The following is a 16,130-nucleotide window of genomic DNA, read 5'->3' as shown; positions in this document are numbered from 1 at the left end:
CACAGCGATCGAAGGAGCGGTGACCGATACGGTCACCGCTCCTTCTGCGTCGGGACGGGGAATCTGACCGGGGACCGCTCAGATGTGTCAGGACCGCTACCGGCACACCATCGGTGCCGACCTCGGCGGTGACACAATCGAATCATGGAGTTGAAGAATCCGACCATCGGCAAGATCGTCGTCTTCGGTCTGCTCATTGCCGGCATCGCACTCATCGCCTTCACGTCGACGAATGCAGGAGTCGCATCGAAGCACAGCCCCGACGACTTCGGCGGCGACCCTTATTTGGCGCCGTCCATAATTCTCGGACTTCTCCTTGCCTTGAATGCGGTCGCAATCGCGGCGCTGGCCATCGCCGGCGAAGACGATCATCCCGACCGCGCCGAGGCGGAGCCGCACACTCCACGGCAACCGAAGTCGTTCACCCGGTTCGTCCACGCTCCGCTTCCGCGAGTCCTCCTCGTCGGTCCGATCTGGGCGGTCTGCTCTTTGGTGGCACTGTTCATCGGGCATGCGTATTCCGCGGATCCAGGTGTTCCGGGAACTGTGTGGGGAGACCTCACCGGCAACCCGCTGTCCGCCCTGTCCATCGTGTTCCTCTGCTGGGCGACGGCGAACATGGCCTTCGCCTGGTCGTCACTGGCCGAAGCGTTCAGCCGAGATCGTCGGCCGGTCTCTCTCACGATTCTCACCTGCGGGCTCGGCCTGGGGTGTCTGACGGCCGGTCTCTTCGGTTTCTTCGGACTCGCCACACTTCCGACAGTCATCGCTTTTCTGCTCGGCGCGGTCTGTCTCATCGTCTCGACGGCTCTGCTCATCCCGCTCAGATGGTGGGCGATCAGGCGAGTCGACCGTTTCGACTCCGCTGAACGGCCGACTGCCGGCACTCGGCGAAGTCCCGGCCGGTCCGCTCAACCGCCCGAAGACGCCCTCCGACCGGGAGAGCGGATCCTCACCACCTACCTCGGTGAGGTGCCGAATGCCCATGCGAACGGCAGCACCGCCGACCCGCAGATGCTGGTGCTGACTGACCGACGGATCTTTCGCGCCTCAATCATCGCGCCGGGGCGCACATTCGTCCTCGAACAGGCCGAACCCGGTCAGCTGAGCGGCGGCGCATCGGAATGTCGCAGCAACCACGTGATCACGACGGTGCTCTTTAACGGCCGGCAGCCGATGAGCGTGCCAGGCGGCACCGAGGAAGCATCTGGTCGCTTCGCCGAGGCGATCACCGTCCTTGCCCGGACGGGCCGTCTTCCCCGCTGATCCGGCATACTCCTTCGACCAGACTTGTAGTTCCGACGCAACGGATCCGGAACATCTCAGCACCCATGGCTCGCAGAGTTCCTGCGAGGATGGAGGTATGAATAGGGACAGACGCTCTAGGGGCATGACTCTCGTGTTCGGGATCGGATTCGCCGTCTTCGCCTCGATTCCGTTCTTCCTTGCCAATGCCGGTATCAATCCGCTCCGCAAGCATGTGCTCAGAGGCATCAACCCGGACCAGGCGCCGAGCATCGGGATCCTGGTCCTGTTCTTCTTCTCGGCCATCGCCGCCTTCGCCTTCTATGAGGACAAACCGCCCGCTGGCAGCGATGCCGCCCGTGCGCAGCAGGCCGCGGATCCGCATGGAGTGAAACGCAGACAGCCGCCCACCGCTTTCGTCCGGAATCCATGGCCTCGAGTGTTCGCCGTCGGACCGGTATGGGCCGTCTGCGGAGTCATCGCCGCATTCGTCTGGCACGCCTTCGCTAAGGACTCCGGCATTCCCGGAACCGTCTGGGGCGACCTCACCGCATCGCCTCTGCCGGCCTTCGCCCTGCTCTTCGGACTGTGGGCCACCGCCAACTTCAGCCTCGCCCTCGGAGCGATCGCCGACGCCTTCCACCGCACGCTCTGGGCGGTCTTCCTCATCGTCTCTGTGCTCATCGCCATCCTGGCCATCACCATCGGCGTCGTGGCATCGAACATCCTCACGGTGTCACCGCCGGCAGGGCTGGCAGTGGCCGCCGTCTGCCTCATCATCACAACGGTCGCACTGGTCCCGGCCCGCCTGTTCGCCGTCGCCCGAGCACGCGTCACCAACAGGATCGATGCGGCCCACGAGGCTCGACTGCAGTCTCTGCTGATGACTCTCGCCCCAAGTGAGAACCTCATGCTCCACTTCGCCGATAGGGATAACCCGACCGGGCAGATTCTCGCCGCCACGAACCAGCGACTCCTCCTGGCCGCACCCACCGGCACCGGAACCGAGTCCGCCCGACCGGGCCCGGTCCGCATCCTCGACCAGGCACATCCCGGACAGCTGCGCGGAGCCAGCACCAAGTTCCGCCCAGCCGGACACACCACCTCGGTGCACTTCCGGGACCGTCCGGACATGGAACTCGTCGGCGGGGACCCGAGCGAGGCAGACACGTTCGCCGAAGCACTGACCGCTCTGGCCACGACGGGACGTCTGCCGCAGGAGGAGGAGACTTAAGCCATGGAACTCGGCCAGGTGGTCGCTCTGCTCACCGCCGGCGACTACACGATCTCCCGTGAGATCATCCAACGCGGCTTCGGCGTGCTCTTCCTCATCGCCTTCGCCTCGGCGTTCAATCAGTTCCCGGCCCTCCTCGGGGAGCGCGGACTCACGCCCGCCCCACGGTTCATCGCTCTGACCTCGGCCCGGCAGGCACCGAGTCTCTTCCGGTGGAAGCGGTTCTCGTATTCGGACCGACGGCTGCGCCTCGTCTGCGTGATCGGAATGGTCCTGGCCGCCTCGGCGATCATCGGTCTGCCTCAGGCCGGACCGGCATGGATGCCGATCCCGGTGTTCTTAGGCGTGTGGGCGCTGTACTTCTCGATCGTGTCGATCGGGCAGCGCTTCTACGGCTTCGGCTGGGAATCGCTGCTGCTCGAGGCAGGGTTCCTCATCGGGTTCCTCGGCTCTCACGAGGTGGCCCCGACGTGGGCGATGATCCTGCTGCTGCGCTGGTTCGTCATCCGCATCGAATTCGGTGCCGGAATGATCAAGATGCGCGGGGACTCTTCCTGGCGTGACCTCACCGCCATGGACTATCACCATCAGACGCAGCCGATGCCGAACTCGCTGAGCCGCCGCGCCCACCTCATGCCCGGCTGGTGGCACAAGGGTGAGACCCTGGGCAGCCACATCGTCCAGCTCGCCGCTCCATGGCTGCTGTTCCTGCCTCAGCCGATCGCGTCGTTCGCCGCCGTTGCCATCATCATCACCCAGCTCGCGCTCGTGGTCAGCGGCAACTATGCGTGGCTGAACTGGGCGACGATCCTGCTCGCCTGCTCCGGCATCAGCGACACCTTCTTCCGGTGGATCGTCGGCGGCCCGTTCCCCGGGTGGGGGTGGAATTCCGTGACCGGAATCCTGACAGATCCCACCGGCACCGAGGCGGCCGACCGCACCGCCGCCACCTCCCCGGTCGAGTCCCTGCCGATCTGGTGGCTGATCGTCGTCCTCGTGTTCGTCGCGTGGCAGGTGTGGCTGAATGTGCCGGCTGTGCGGAACCTGTTCTCAGCTAATCAGCTGATGAACGCGAGCTTCAATCGACTCGGGCTCGGCAACGCCTATGGTGCATTCGGGTCGATGACCGAGACCCGCAACGAGATCATCATCGAGGGGTGGATCGACGACGCAGGCTGGAGCGAGTATCGGTTCAAGGGCAAACCCGGTGACGTTCTTCGTCACGGGCCGGTCGTCGCGCCCTATCATCTGCGCCTCGATTGGCTCATGTGGTTCGCCGCGCTCGGAGACTATCGGCAGACCTGGTTCACCGAACTCGTGCGGAAGGTCGGCTCCGGCGACCCGCAGATCCGCCGCCTCATGGGTCCCGACCCTTTCGACGGTGCCGCACCAGAGCTCATCCGCGTCCGTGTCTTCACCTACCGCTATGCCACCCGTGCCGAACGCCGAGCGGCCGTCGCCGCCGGAGAACCGAAGCCGTGGTGGGTGCGCTCGGCCTCGCGGATCCTCGTCAAGCCCATCGACGTGCGGAAGGGCTGAACGGCGATGAGTAGGCGCAGCGGAATCTTCACCCACGCCCTCACCGGCGCCATCACCCTCAGCGCCGTGGCCACGGTGGTCTTCTTCGTCACCAACACCGGCATGGCCCGCGCCTCCAAGAGTTCGGATCACATCATCGACGCCAAGGCGGCCGGACCTCTGAGCTTCGCCTTCATCGGGCTCATCACCTTCGTCGCCATCATCTTCTTCAGCGGCACCGACCGTGGTGAGGGCCTGCACGCCGAACTCGACGGCGCCCCACGCGGGTCACGCACGCTCTTCACCAGGGACCCGTTGGTCGGGCTGATGAGCATCGGACCGCTGTTCGGGCTCTTCTTCTGCGCTGCTGCCCTGCTCTGGCACACCTTCGCCGCGGCTCCTGGAACCTCGGGGACGGTATGGGGTGATTTCACAAGCGCACCGCTGCCGTTCGTCGTTCTGTTCGCGGCGATTCTCGCCTCGACGAACTTCGGTCTGACCCTCGCCGGCATCACCGTCGCAGTGCGCAGCCGCGTGCGCCTCGCGCTCTCACTTGTCTTCGGCACAGTCATCGCGGGAATCGGCTCCGGCGCCCTCTTCGCGTGGCTCGCCTATGCGAGCACCGTCATGGCCGCGGTCATCGCGGTGCCGGCCGCGGCGGTCTCCGCCCTCACACTGTACGGAGCCCGCCGACTTGCGGTCTCCACGCTCTCCCAGGACACGTCGGTGTCTGCTCGCGCCCGCCGTCGCGGCCCGACCCCACCGCCTTTTGACGCCCTTGACCGCGGCGAGTCCGTGCTGGTGAAGATCGGCAACCGGCATCCACGCGAGCAGGAGTTCCTCATGGCCACGGCCGTGCGCATCGTTCACGCGCGCACCGCCGTTGCCGATCCCACGGAGATCCTCGACGAAGCCGCGCCGAACCAGTTGGTCGAGGCGAGCACCCGCTCCGACCACGGGCACACGACGACGGTCATCCGGTTCCGCGACCGGCCGGCGATGCGGCTCATTGGCACCGACGCCGAGGAGGCCGCCGACTTCGCGCGCAAGCTCACCGTCCTCGCCCGCACAGGGAACGTTCCGGACTGAGGAGCCGCCTCGGCGGGGTGCTCACTTGTGCCGCCATCGGACGGCTGCTCCGCCGGAACCTCATCATGACGGTTGACGACCGACTGCGCAGATGGCTGCGCTTCCACCGGTCAGCGCGATGGCGACAGCCACCGGAACCCACGCGCTGCCGCCGATGAGTGCCCCGGCCACCGCAGTTCCCGCGGAACCTGTGGCGATCTTCAAGGCACCGACCCAGATGAACACCTGCCCCCGCGCTGCAGCTGGGGCATACTCACTGCGGGCGGCCAAGGTCGCAGCGAAGAAGAGAGCATTGGCAATTCCCACCAGAGTGAAAGCCGCCGTCGCAGTGATGAGATTCGGCATCGGTACGACGATGGCCAGGGTGAGGGCCACGACTCCCGCGAGAATCATCGTGAGCCGGTCAGCTTCTCCCCGCAGAGGCACGGCCATGAGCACGGCCGACCCCGCAAGATTGCCCACTCCGTAACCAGCCACCAGTGTGCCGGCCAAGGCGGGGGCGCCGTAGGTCGGGGCGATCGCTACAGCGTAGATCGGCAGGACCGCGACGGAGTACGCGACGACGATTGTCAGGCCCAAGGTGCGTCTCAGTTGGCCGGAATTCCAGATCGTTTTCAGTGTCTTCAGCGGAGAAGGCACGTCGGCTGCCTGCGCAAGGGGAGCCTGCTTGGGCAGAACGAGCACGGCCACCGCCCCGATCATGGCCGCAGCCGCCAGCATCAGCGTTGCCGACAAGGGGCCGAACACTGCGGCGACCGAAGCTACGACCGCCGGGCCCAAAGTGCCGCTGAGTCCGTAACTGGCCACGTCCCAACTCTGTGCCCGCCGCTGACTCTTCTGCGAGGGTCCGGCGATGGACGGGAGACGACTGCTCACACCGCCGGTGAGCATGGGCCCGAACAGGCCCGAGACGAACAGGCCGGCTGCCGATAGCCCGACCCAGGCCACGGGCATGAGCAGGGCAGCGGCTCCGAGCAGAGCACCGTGAGCCAGCGCGGACACGGCGATCACTTTGCGACCATCGGCGGCAGTGTCGAGTCTTCTGGCAATGAAGGGTCCCAGCAGGTGCGGAGCCGTGACGGCCGCTCCCAGCAGTCCTGCAACCCATCCTGGCTGCCCGGTCGAGTGGGCCAGAAGCACGATGGCGACGACCGCTCCCCCGTCGGCCGAGCGGACCAATGTCGCGGCGAAGACGTAACGTGTCAGAGCCCAGCCCCGATCTCCGTTTCCGGCACCGCGCGCTTGCGGTTCAGCCAAGGTCGAGCCGGTCGACCACGTCGGCGACTCGCTGTCGCTGATGTCGGTCGAGCCCGATGAGCGGCAGCGGCAGGCTTTCATTCGGCACAAGGCCCAGGTGTTCGGCGATCGCCGCGACGACGCGCAGGCTGCCCCCGAATTCGGCGAACAGGTCCCACAGCGGGGCGAGTCTGTCTGACTCCGCACTCGCCTCGTCGGAGTCCCCGCTCAGGGCGGCACGGGTGATCCTCAGCGCCGGTTCCGGAAGTGTGCCGCCGATGACCGAGTACCACGCGTCGCAGCCAGCGTTGAGGCCACGAGCTGCGGCGGCATCGCCCGAAACTCCGATGCTGACGTGCTCGGGGATCACAGCGCGAATCGACTCGACATGCGCTGTAGCCGCCTCAGCGCCGACGGGGACTCCGGGTATCTTGATCGAGGCGATTCCCGGCAGCTCAGCGATGCGCGTGTAGAGCTCGGTGGTGAAGGAGAAGTGCGTGGTGCCGGGGTTGTCGTAGAGGACGACCGGCAGCTTCGTGTGCTCGGTGACGGTTCGGAAGAGTTCGAAGACGTCGGTCTCCGTCAATTGCTGATACGACATAGGTGCCAGCAGGACACCGGCTGCCCCGGCGTCTTCAGCCGCATCGATGTGGGTGAGGATTCTAGAGGTGCGCAGGTCGCCGACGCCGATGACCACCGGCGTGCCACCTGCGTGCTCGACGGCGAGTCGGGCGACGCGGGCTCGCTCCTCTTGGGTGAGGTATGCGTATGAGCCAGTTGAGCCCAACGCCGTGATCGAGTCGACTCCGGCCCCGGTCAGACGGTCGATGAGGCCGATGAAAGCCGCCTCGTCGACGGTGTCGGCGTGCAGCGGCGTGAGTGGGAAGGCACTGAGGCCGGTGTAGACGCTCACGGCGCTCCGATCAGACGACGGGAGACGCTGACTTCGGCACCGAGCGAACTGAGACCCTCGATGAGGGCATCGGCGGCATCGTTCAATGAGTCGTCATCCATCGGTTCGAGCGCATCGAGAATGAAGAAGGCGGTTCGTGTCTCATCGCTCAGCGCGGTGCGCGGTCCCTGGCGCCAGTTCCAGCGTCGGCACGTGACGCCGGCATCGTCCTGCCAGATCACCTCACCGGGCTTGGGATGGTCGATCGCCTGTTCTCCGCCAGCCACGGTTGCGAAGTCTTCCTCGCCGCCGGCCCGAACCAGCTGAGCCGGTCCGTCGTAGAGATCGAAGTCCTCACCTCCGAGGGGCACCTGATGCAGCACAGAGATCGCGTTGTAGACATCGGTCAGAGCGTTCACCCTGGGCAGTCCCTCGCTCGCACGACGGGTGAGGGCTTCGAGGCTGTTGCGTGTGCGCTGCGGCTTGGCCCCGAAGGCGCGATAGGCCTCGCGCCAGGCGGCGATGTGCGGCAGGTCCTCCACCTGCCGATCGGCCAGCAGCATCCTGGCATGCGCTTCGGCAACGGCGATCATATCGTCGGCCATCGCCGAGGCGGACCTCGGATCGATCCCGTCGACCACCAGGAGCATGGCTCGGTAATCGGGACGCAGCTCGAACACCTCTGCGTCGACGCTGCTGGCGGCGAGGAATTCCTGCGCCGTCGATGATTCCTTCATTCAGTGCTTCTCCGTTCTGTGTTTCGTCCTCACACCGGGCTCGTATACCGAGAGTGAGAATCGAGCGGGTTCGTCGTGGGGGTTGGAGTACGCGTGGTCTGCGTCGCCGAAGAAGGTCAGGGCGTCTCCGGTGCTGAGCTCATGTCGCTCGGCTCCGACGTCGATGACTATGGCGCCGTCGAGAACGTGAGCGAGTTCGCGAGTATGTGGAGCGTGCGCCTCGCTCTCGTGCCGGTCACCCGGGCCGAGTTCCCAGTCCCAGAGTTCGACGATGTCCGGCGGTTCCGTGCCGACGACGAGTCGACCGCGGCCTCCGTGCTCCCCGCTCCACAGGACCGGAATGTCACCGCTGCGAACAAGCTTCGACGCAGGCTGGTCGGCGGTCTCGACAAGTGAGGGAAGCCCGACACCGAGCGCATCGCTGAGTCGCAGCAGTGTCCCCACGCTGGGGTTGACCGCCCCCTGTTCCACGTTGACGACCATGCGGCGGCTGACTTCGGCCGCCTCGGCGAGGTGGTCGAGCGTCCAGTCGAGGGCCTTCCGTTCTCGCTTCACTCGCGCACCGATCAACCGCGCCAATGATTCCTCGTGCGAATCCATAAGTGCATCATAATGCACTTTTGGTGCAATTCAATAGGGCGACCCTAACCGACCCGCTCCTCGGCGAGGGTCAGTCCACCCCGAGCGCCAGCAGGACGATGAGGACGACGTTGAGGACGATAATGAGCGCCGAGGCGGCCACCGCGACGAACGTGATCCACCGTGCGTTCGCGAACTCCCCCATCACTCGACGGCTGCTCGTGAGCCTGACCAGGGGGATCATCGCGAACGGGATGCCGAGGCTGAGCACGACCTGGCTGAGTACGAGCGCCCAGGTCGGGTCGACGCCGATGGCGAGGACGATCAGTGCAGGGATCATCGTGAACGCGCGCTGCCACACGATCGGGATGTTCACCCGCAGCAGGCCCTGCATGATCGAAGCGCCAGCATAGGATCCGACGGCGCTCGAGGCCAGCCCCGAGGCGAGGAGACCGATGCCGAAGAAGAGGCCGACGACCTCGCCGAGGTTGGCCGTGACGACCGCGTGCGCACCTTCGATGGTGTCGGTTCCGGTCTGGCCGCGCAGTGCCGCGGCAGCCAGCAGGAGCATCGCGATATTCACGGAACCGGCGACGACGAGGGAGAGGACGACGTCCCAGCGGCTGGCGCGCAGCAGCTGCCCAGTCGTAGCGGTCGCATTGTCACGATGCCGGTCGACCGACAGCGCTGAGTGGAGGTAGATCGCATGGGGCATGACGGTGGCGCCGAGCATGCTCGCGGCCAGGACCACGGAGTTCGTGCCCTCGAGCCGAGGCACGATTCCACCTGCGGCTTGCCCCCAATTCACATCCCCGACGAACAGGCCTGCTAGAAAGCCGATGGCGATGATGACCAGGAATCCGATGATGACGAACTCGAAGGGACGCTGACCGCGGGTGGATTGGATCGAGAGCAGGAACAGCGACACCACGCCGACGATGACACCCCCGAGGAGGAGCGGCAGGTCGAAGAGGATCTTCAGTGCGATCGCGCCGCCGATGACTTCGGCGAGGTCGGTGGCGATGGCGACGACCTCGGCCTGCCCCCAGTACGCGAGTCGGCTTCGCTTGCGGAGGCGATCACCGAGGAGGCTCGGCAGCGACTGCCCGGAGACGAGTCCGAGCTTCGAGGACAGGTACTGGACGAGAACGGCGATGAGGTTCGCGGCCACGAGCACCCAGACGAGGAGGTACCCGTACTCCGCACCGGCGGTGAGGTTGGCCGCGACGTTGCCCGGGTCGACATACGCGATGGCCGCGACGAAGGCCGGGCCGAGGAGCACTGCCGTGGAGATCTTCTTCCGGCCGTGCTTCTTCCGCCCGCGCTCGCGGGTGCGCACCGATGAGGAATCGACGTTCATAAAGTTAAGGTACATTAACTTTCCCGTTGCGGGCAACACCACACCGGGTCTGGAAAGTGAACACGGAAGGGCTTAGGGTTCGAGCATGGTCAGTGAACACGTTCAGCTGAGGTCCGGCAAGCGCCGGCAGACCGAGGAACGGATCATCGGTGCCGCCGCCGAGCTGTTCCTCGAACATGGTTTCAAGGCCACGACCATTCGGGCAGTCGCGAAAACTGCCGAGGTGTCGGTGGGCAGAGTGATGTCGGTCGGTGATAAGGACGTCATCCTCGTCCGGTGCTTCGATCGGTGGATCGGGCAGCTGCAGAACGGGAGGTACACGCCACCGGCGCGACACACGAGCCTGTCGCGTCGGGAAACGAACGCCGGCGCAACAACGGGCCCGCCCCGACCATCCTCGGCGGTGCAGCGTCATCTGCTCGAACTCTTCCTGCCCTTCCTCGAATTCTTCGCCGAACACGAGGATCTGTCCCGCGACTATGCGGCGGCGATGATGCGAGTCAAGGGCGAGCCGGAGGTGTTCAACGCTCTCGCCGTGGACCTGCAGAGCCGCCTGAGCGAGTCACTGGTCTCGATCGGGATCAATGAGGACCACGCACGGGCCAGCGCCGCGGCTCTCTACGATTCCTACCTGGGCATCCTCTTCCGGTGGGCGGCGACGACGATGGGTCTCGACGACGCCGTCGAGGCGATGCTCGCGAGCATCGTCTTCCATACGAGAGTCAGGAGCTCGCTGTGACGCTCCTGCCCGAACCGGTCTGGCCGGTTATCGTCCTCGCGGTCATCGTCTTCGGCGACGGCCTGCTCACCTTCCGTCCCCCGCGGGCGATCGCCGCCTGCCTCGACGGGGTCGGCTTCCCGCGGGAGTGGTGGTGGGTACTCGCCGTCGTGAAGTTCCTCGCCGCAGCAGGCCTGGTGACGGGGATCTGGATTCCCGGGCTCGGCGCAGCAGCCGCGGCGGGCCTCGTCGTCTACTTCCTCTGCGCCGCTGCCGCTCACCTGCGAGCGAGGTATGTCGGTCGGGATTTCTGGCTCAATTGTCTGGGAATGCTCGTCGTCTGCATCGCGGTGCTCGTGTTCTGCTTCCTCTGAATATCCCATGTCTCAGTCCGGAGAATTCTTCTCCCACATCCCGCACCTCGATCCCGTTTTGGCCTAGAGTCGAAGTACGGCACCGGCGCCTCCTTCGACGCTGAGCCGTCCGGCAGAATTGCTGACCTGCTCGGTGATGGTGCCGAGCCACCCGGCAGAGGAGTGTGGACATGCCCGAATATGCCGACAGCAGTCGCACGCGCGACGAGACTCCCCATGAACGCCACGAGCGATGGGCCTGGATCCATGAGACGGCGGCGATGACCGGGTGGGATTTCTCCCCACTGGCCGGCCGCCTCGTCGCCGATGATCCGCCGTGGGACTTCGATCAGATCTGCCTCGATGCCATGGCCGAGTCGAGCAGATGCCTCGACATGGGCACGGGAGGCGGCGAGCGCCTCAGCGAACTCATCGAGCGGCTCGACGAGGCCAGGCCTCCCGGCGAACCGTCGCCGACGATCTCCGCGGCCGAAGGGTGGGAGCCCAATGTTCCCCTGGCCGCCTCGACGCTGCAGGACTATGGCGTCGAGGTCACCCGGTACGACAGTGATCATCACCCGGAGATGCCGTGGGGCGACGGTGAGTTCGACCTCGTGATGAATCGACACGAAAGCTATGACCTCGCCGAAGTGGCCCGTGTCCTCTCCCCGGGCGGGCTGTTCCTCACCCAGCAGGTCGACGGCACGGAGGCGCAGGAGTTCCGCGACCTCTTCGGCGGCGGGGTGGGCGATCTGCACCAGCAGCTCGAGCCGTGCGTCAGCGACGCCGAGAGTCAGGGTCTGTCGATCGAGGCGGCTCGCAAATGGCAGGGTACGATGCGCTTCACCGACGTCGAGGCGGTCATCGAGTACCTCGCCTATATTCCGTGGGACGTTCCCGGGTTCGCCGTCAGGTCCAACCTCGATGTCCTCAGACGCCTGGCCGAATCGAGTGAGCCGATCACCGTCAGCCAGAAGAGATTCCTCATCGTCGCCCACAAGCCCTGACTCGCGCTGCCTGCAGGGTGGTTTTCCCGACCCCACTCTTGGGATAGCAGGGTGGGGCGCCGCCTTTCTGCGTCGATAGCGTCGAAGCATGACTTCGACGGACTTCTCGTACCCCCAGCCCACCGACGATGAGCTCGCGGCACAACAGTCCCGAGTCCCCGCCCCTCCCGTCCATCCCGTCTATGCCTCGCCGCGGCCCGACGATCTGGCTGATGCGCACAACGGCGTCAACACTCGAATGGATGGCGCCGCCTCGGTGAAGTCGCCGGCGCTGGGCAAGGTGGCCGTGGCGCTCTCGATCGTCGCCATGGCCCTGAGCCTGGCCGCCTCGGTGATCCTGGGCGTGACCGTCGGGCCGTCCGAGGCCCCGTCCGGCTACTACTTCACGGACACACCGGATTGGTATCAGACCCTGGCGACCGTTCTCGTCGGAGTCCAGGGCCTGTGCACCTGCTTAGGTCTCACAGGCATCATCCTCGGCATCACGGCCGCGGTCACCGGGCGGGGCCGAACACCCGGCATCATCGCCATCGCGATTGCAGCGATCGCCCCGTTCGTCTCATTCGGCACATTCGTCGCCCTCGCCTTCATTGCCGCCTGATCTCCCGGCTCCGCCGAAAAACGGGCTGAGCGTCGAGGCACGGGTGTGCGCGTGCGTTTCTCGACGCTCACCCCGTTTTTCGGCGATCTGTCCGAATTCCTCTACGGTGCCAGACGATCCGGGTCAACGATATTCCGGAGCCGATCGCGGAATAGAATGAGGGGATGACGACCTTGCCGCTGACCCCCGCCTCGGCGGATCATGGGCGCCTGAACTGCGGGTATTTCGAGCGCGGGGAATGCCGTTCCTGCGCGCTCATCGAGACGCCTTATGGGCAGCAGATCACGGACAAGGAGTCCTGGTGCCGGGAGACCCTCGCCGAGGCAGCGCCCCGGATTTGGCTGCCGACCTTCGCCGGCGGGGCACGGGATTTCAGAAATCGGGCGAAGCTCGCCGTCGGCGGGTCGGCCAGGCACATCACCTTGGGCATCCTCGATCAGGAGTTCCACGGGGTCGATCTGCGTGATTGTGGAATTCAGGCCCCGGCGATCCGTGCGGTGATTCCGGTGCTTGCGGACTTCCTCGATGGCACCGGGCTCGAGCCCTACGATGTCTCTGCTCGCCGCGGGGAGCTGAAGTTCGTCCATGTCACGGCGGCGCCGTCGGGTGAGCTGATGATCCGGTTCGTCGTCCGCACTCAGCACGGTCTCGATGTGCTGCGGTCGCGGAAAGGGCCGCTCTTCGAGCTCATTCCCGCCGCGTCCGTGGTGTCGGTGAATCTGCTGCCCGAGCACAAGGCCGTTCTCGAAGGCAGCCGCGAGGAGATGTTCCGCGGCGAATCGCTGCGGATGAACCTCGATCGTGTCGATCTGCATCTGCGGCCACAGAGTTTCTTCCAGACGAACACGCACGTAGCTATTGGGCTCTATAACCAAGTCGCCGCGTGGGTAGATGCGGTGGAGGCATCGAACCTGTGGGACCTCTACTGCGGTGTCGGTGGGTTCGCTCTCTACTGTGCGGGCCCTACCCGCCGGGTCACCGGGGTGGAGGTCAGCGAGCAGGCCATCGAGTCCGCTAAGGTCAGCGCCGCCGAGCTCGGCATCGACTCCCGGTTCCTCTCCGGCGATGCCACGGAGTTCGCCGAGGCGAACTTGGCGGCATCAACCGGCGTCGAACGACCGGACTGCGTGATCGTCAACCCGCCTCGGCGAGGGATCGGGGCGCGGCTGTCGGCAGCACTGGAGAACTCCGGCGTCGAGCACATCGTCTACTCGAGCTGCAATCCCGTCACTCTGGCGAAGGATCTCGCCCGGATGCCTGCCTACGAGGTCGCCCAGGCACGGATCTTCGACATGTTCCCGCACACGAAGCACCTCGAGATCGCAGTCCTGCTCCAGCGGCGGTGAGGGCGCGCCCTACTTGAATCAATAGTCCATCCCCATAGCTGCACGGACCTCCGCCAATGTCGCGTCAGCGATGGCATTGGCGCGCTCGTTGCCATTCGCGAGTATTCGATCAACCGTCGTCGGGTCCGCACCAAGTTCTCGCCGGCGCGCACGATGGTCGGAGAGGAATTCGTTCACCGCCTCTGTGGCCAGGGATTTGAGCGCGCCCGCACCGGATTCTCCGACCTCCGAAGCTATATCTTCCGGCTCGGCACCTGTGCAGACTGCCGTGGTCACCAAAAGTGCCGAAATCCCCGGCCGCCCCTGGGGGTCATAGGTGATCTGTCGTTGAGAATCTGTCTGGGTCTTGCGAATGACGGCGGCAGTCTCATCAGCGCTCATTCCCAACGAGATGGCATTTCCATAGCTCTTCGACATCTTTCGCCCATCGAGGCCAGGAAGCTCGGGAGTCTGCGTCAGCATTGCGTCCGGTTCGCGGAAAACTCCGCCGTATCGTTCGTTGAATCTGCGCGCGATGGTCCGGGTGATCTCGACGTGCGGAAGATTGTCTTTGCCTACCGGCACCAAGTTGCCTTTGCAGAAAAGGATGTCCGCAGCTTGGTGAACAGGGTAGGTCAGCAGCAGTCCGCTCAACGGGCGCTCTGAGGCGGCAAGCTCTGACTTCACAGTTGGGTTTCGCCGAAGCTCACTGTCCGAGACCAGGCTGAGGAAGGGCAGAAGGAGCTGGTTCAGGGCAGGTACGGCCGAGTGGGTGAAGATCGTTGTCCGTGTGGGGTCGATACCGGCCGAGACGTAGTCCTTGATCGCCTCGCGGACGTTGTTCTTCACATTCGCCGAGGTGTCCCTGTCCGTGATCACCTGGTAGTCGGCGAGGACGATGAAGGTCTCGACTCCACGATTCTGCAGGCTGACTCTCTCGAGGATCGAGCCGAAGAGATGGCCGAGATGAAGCGGGCCAGTCGGACGCTCGCCCGTGAGCATTCTGTACTTGTCCGGCTGCGTTTCGACCTCACTGCGGAGCTGGGACATTCGTGCGAGTGTGGCGGAATAGGAATCCATGTGTGATCTCCCGATTGTGCGGTGATGCGGTCAGAGTTGCACGGGTCGCACAGAAGGATCCACAGAAGTTGCGGGCTGCCATGCAGCCCGCGGGTATGCGTCAGTCGGCTGCTGTGAGGAGCAGCCACCACCAATTGAGTCCGGAATTGCGCATGCCAACACTCTACCTCTTGGAGAAGCCACCTGGAGCACAAGTGCACGGCCGACAGCGTGAATGCGCACGTCAGTCGAATCCTGAAGGTGCCTTACCCCAGACCACGTTCGCGACAGCTGTTCCGCTTCGACCCGGCGGATTGTATGCTCGTTGCCGATGACCGGACAGGCATATAGCCGCTCACGGATCGGTAACCCGGTCGACGGTTGAGCCGCAGAGGTCACGAGCGTTCTGCTCGCGGTCCTCCTCATGATGAAGTCAATTCTCAATTCTCAGTTCACCATGCCCGAAAACATCTCGGGCTATCAGCGAACCACCCTCCATCCGAAAAGGGACTTCATCATGTCAGCAACCTTCAACCACACCATCGTCGCCGCAGCCGATCCAGCCGCCTCGGCGCAGTTCTATGTCGATATTCTCGAAGCCGATCACACCCAGTCCTGGGGACCGTTCGCCAACATCATGCTCTCTGGCGGGGTCATGATCCAGTTCGCCTCTCCCCCGCCTGGGTACGACATCCTGCCCGTGCACATGGCCTTCCTCTGCTCGGACGACCACTTCGGTCGAGCCCTTGACCTGCTGAAACAGCGCGAGCTTGACTACTGGGCGGACCCACAGCGCACTCGCCCGCAGGAGACGAACACCGAGCACGGGGGTCGCGATGTCTACTTCCTCGACCCGTCGGGAATGTATCTCGAGCTCATCACTCGTCCATACCTCTGAGCAGCTGCTGCCCCTCGCCGACCGATCGAGCCAGCGTCCACCGCTCGCCGCATAACTCGGCACAGCGACGACAACTCGAGCGGTCGGCGGGGCCCGGCAGCGTCAGTACTCCACCGCGAGAAGACTCACACTCTGCTGTTTCCGCTTTCATACATGTGGCGATTCGGCGGCGAGCGCATAGACTCGTCAGTCGCACGGCCCCACGAACGACCCAGTTCGCGGGGCCTGTTGTGTAATCTGCCCGATCCCACCCGCTGAACCGACGATTGCTCATACCCG

The 16,130-nt window shown here is 65.0% G+C and carries 16 protein-coding genes; 10 read left to right on the top strand and 6 right to left on the bottom strand.

Translation table 11 applies throughout. The annotated features are described in order from the left end of the window. The first annotated feature begins 144 nt into the window (after positions 1-144). The 4 genes from EB835_RS13820 to EB835_RS13805 all read left to right on the top strand — a co-directional run bounded on the left by EB835_RS13820 (position 145) and on the right by EB835_RS13805 (position 5,086). A complete protein-coding gene (locus EB835_RS13820) occupies positions 145-1,266 on the top strand; it encodes a hypothetical protein (RefSeq protein WP_135810040.1) in 1,122 nt (373 codons plus the stop codon). A 124-nt stretch (positions 1,267-1,390) separates the two neighbouring features. Next, a complete protein-coding gene (locus EB835_RS13815; protein ID WP_135810039.1) occupies positions 1,391-2,479 on the top strand; it encodes a hypothetical protein in 1,089 nt (362 codons plus the stop codon). Between the two features lie 3 nt (positions 2,480-2,482). Next, complete coding sequence (locus EB835_RS13810; protein ID WP_135810038.1) at positions 2,483-4,018, top strand: lipase maturation factor family protein; 1,536 nt, start codon at positions 2,483-2,485, stop codon at positions 4,016-4,018. 6 nt (positions 4,019-4,024) lie between these two features. Next, on the top strand, positions 4,025-5,086 hold the full coding sequence (locus EB835_RS13805; protein WP_135810037.1) for a hypothetical protein: 1,062 nt from the start codon (positions 4,025-4,027) through the stop codon (positions 5,084-5,086). A 63-nt stretch (positions 5,087-5,149) separates the two neighbouring features. Here the strand turns inward: EB835_RS13805 and EB835_RS20665 are convergent, their stop codons facing one another. The 5 genes from EB835_RS20665 to EB835_RS13780 form a co-directional block, all read right to left on the bottom strand. Continuing rightward, the gene (locus EB835_RS20665) at positions 5,150-6,343 is read right to left on the bottom strand and encodes an MFS transporter (RefSeq protein WP_240688748.1); all 1,194 of its coding nucleotides are present in this window, start codon (positions 6,341-6,343) and stop codon (positions 5,150-5,152) included. Then, positions 6,336-7,235 (bottom strand): dihydrodipicolinate synthase family protein, encoded by a 900-nt coding sequence (locus EB835_RS13795; protein ID WP_135810036.1) that lies wholly within the window; start codon positions 7,233-7,235, stop codon positions 6,336-6,338. Before EB835_RS13795 ends, EB835_RS20665 begins: the two co-directional genes overlap by 8 nt. Further along, complete coding sequence (locus EB835_RS13790; protein ID WP_135810035.1) at positions 7,232-7,951, bottom strand: B3/B4 domain-containing protein; 720 nt, start codon at positions 7,949-7,951, stop codon at positions 7,232-7,234. Before EB835_RS13790 ends, EB835_RS13795 begins: the two co-directional genes overlap by 4 nt. Continuing rightward, positions 7,952-8,551, bottom strand: a complete 600-nt coding sequence (locus EB835_RS13785) for a helix-turn-helix domain-containing protein (protein ID WP_135810034.1) — start codon at positions 8,549-8,551, stop codon at positions 7,952-7,954. 70 nt (positions 8,552-8,621) lie between these two features. Then, complete coding sequence (locus EB835_RS13780) at positions 8,622-9,890, bottom strand: Nramp family divalent metal transporter (RefSeq protein ID WP_240688747.1); 1,269 nt, start codon at positions 9,888-9,890, stop codon at positions 8,622-8,624. Positions 9,891-9,975: 85 nt separating this feature from the next. Between EB835_RS13780 and EB835_RS13775 the strand changes: the two genes are divergently transcribed. From EB835_RS13775 to EB835_RS13755, 5 genes are all read left to right on the top strand, one after another. Continuing rightward, a complete protein-coding gene (locus EB835_RS13775; RefSeq protein WP_135810032.1) occupies positions 9,976-10,629 on the top strand; it encodes a TetR/AcrR family transcriptional regulator in 654 nt (217 codons plus the stop codon). Then, positions 10,626-10,982 carry a DoxX family protein gene (locus tag EB835_RS13770; RefSeq protein WP_101545914.1) on the top strand — a complete coding sequence of 119 codons (357 nt, stop codon included), beginning with the start codon at positions 10,626-10,628 and terminating at the stop codon, positions 10,980-10,982. Before EB835_RS13775 ends, EB835_RS13770 begins: the two co-directional genes overlap by 4 nt. 170 nt (positions 10,983-11,152) lie before the next feature. Further along, complete coding sequence (locus EB835_RS13765; RefSeq protein ID WP_135810031.1) at positions 11,153-11,968, top strand: class I SAM-dependent methyltransferase; 816 nt, start codon at positions 11,153-11,155, stop codon at positions 11,966-11,968. Positions 11,969-12,056: 88 nt separating this feature from the next. Beyond that, on the top strand, positions 12,057-12,569 hold the full coding sequence (locus tag EB835_RS13760) for a hypothetical protein (RefSeq protein ID WP_135810030.1): 513 nt from the start codon (positions 12,057-12,059) through the stop codon (positions 12,567-12,569). 164 nt (positions 12,570-12,733) lie between these two features. After that, positions 12,734-13,915 (top strand): methyltransferase domain-containing protein, encoded by a 1,182-nt coding sequence (locus EB835_RS13755; protein WP_205749940.1) that lies wholly within the window; start codon positions 12,734-12,736, stop codon positions 13,913-13,915. Positions 13,916-13,933: 18 nt separating this feature from the next. Here the strand turns inward: EB835_RS13755 and trpS are convergent, their stop codons facing one another. Next, entirely contained in the window at positions 13,934-14,974 is a 1,041-nt protein-coding gene (gene trpS, locus EB835_RS13750) for a tryptophan--tRNA ligase (RefSeq protein ID WP_135810029.1), read from the bottom strand. A gap of 496 nt (positions 14,975-15,470) precedes the next feature. On the opposite strand from trpS, the gene EB835_RS13745 reads away from it, so the two are divergent. Continuing rightward, complete coding sequence (locus EB835_RS13745) at positions 15,471-15,851, top strand: VOC family protein (RefSeq protein ID WP_135810028.1); 381 nt, start codon at positions 15,471-15,473, stop codon at positions 15,849-15,851. Positions 15,852-16,130: the final 279 nt, after the last annotated feature.

This window comes from Brevibacterium sp. S22 (assembly GCF_004745485.1).
In the GTDB taxonomy this organism is placed as follows: Bacteria; Actinomycetota; Actinomycetes; order Actinomycetales; family Brevibacteriaceae; genus Brevibacterium.
Note: the sequence above shows the minus strand (reverse complement) of the source record. Positions and strands in the feature narration are given on the sequence as shown.

Bases quoted from the DNA above. Each gene is read 5' to 3' on its own strand.
- EB835_RS13820 (WP_135810040.1), top strand. From the start codon at position 145: ATGGAGTTGAAGAATCCGACCATCGGCAAGATCGTCGTCTTCGGTCTG.
- EB835_RS13815 (WP_135810039.1), top strand. From the start codon at position 1,391: ATGACTCTCGTGTTCGGGATCGGATTCGCCGTCTTCGCCTCGATTCCG.
- EB835_RS13810 (WP_135810038.1), top strand. From the start codon at position 2,483: ATGGAACTCGGCCAGGTGGTCGCTCTGCTCACCGCCGGCGACTACACG.
- EB835_RS13805 (WP_135810037.1), top strand. From the start codon at position 4,025: ATGAGTAGGCGCAGCGGAATCTTCACCCACGCCCTCACCGGCGCCATC.
- EB835_RS13790 (WP_135810035.1), bottom strand. From the start codon at position 7,951: ATGAAGGAATCATCGACGGCGCAGGAATTCCTCGCCGCCAGCAGCGTC.
- EB835_RS13785 (WP_135810034.1), bottom strand. From the start codon at position 8,551: ATGGATTCGCACGAGGAATCATTGGCGCGGTTGATCGGTGCGCGAGTG.
- EB835_RS13780 (WP_240688747.1), bottom strand. From the start codon at position 9,890: ATGAACGTCGATTCCTCATCGGTGCGCACCCGCGAGCGCGGGCGGAAG.
- EB835_RS13775 (WP_135810032.1), top strand. From the start codon at position 9,976: ATGGTCAGTGAACACGTTCAGCTGAGGTCCGGCAAGCGCCGGCAGACC.
- EB835_RS13765 (WP_135810031.1), top strand. From the start codon at position 11,153: ATGCCCGAATATGCCGACAGCAGTCGCACGCGCGACGAGACTCCCCAT.
- EB835_RS13760 (WP_135810030.1), top strand. From the start codon at position 12,057: ATGACTTCGACGGACTTCTCGTACCCCCAGCCCACCGACGATGAGCTC.
- EB835_RS13755 (WP_205749940.1), top strand. From the start codon at position 12,734: ATGACGACCTTGCCGCTGACCCCCGCCTCGGCGGATCATGGGCGCCTG.
- trpS (WP_135810029.1), bottom strand. From the start codon at position 14,974: ATGGATTCCTATTCCGCCACACTCGCACGAATGTCCCAGCTCCGCAGT.
- EB835_RS13745 (WP_135810028.1), top strand. From the start codon at position 15,471: ATGTCAGCAACCTTCAACCACACCATCGTCGCCGCAGCCGATCCAGCC.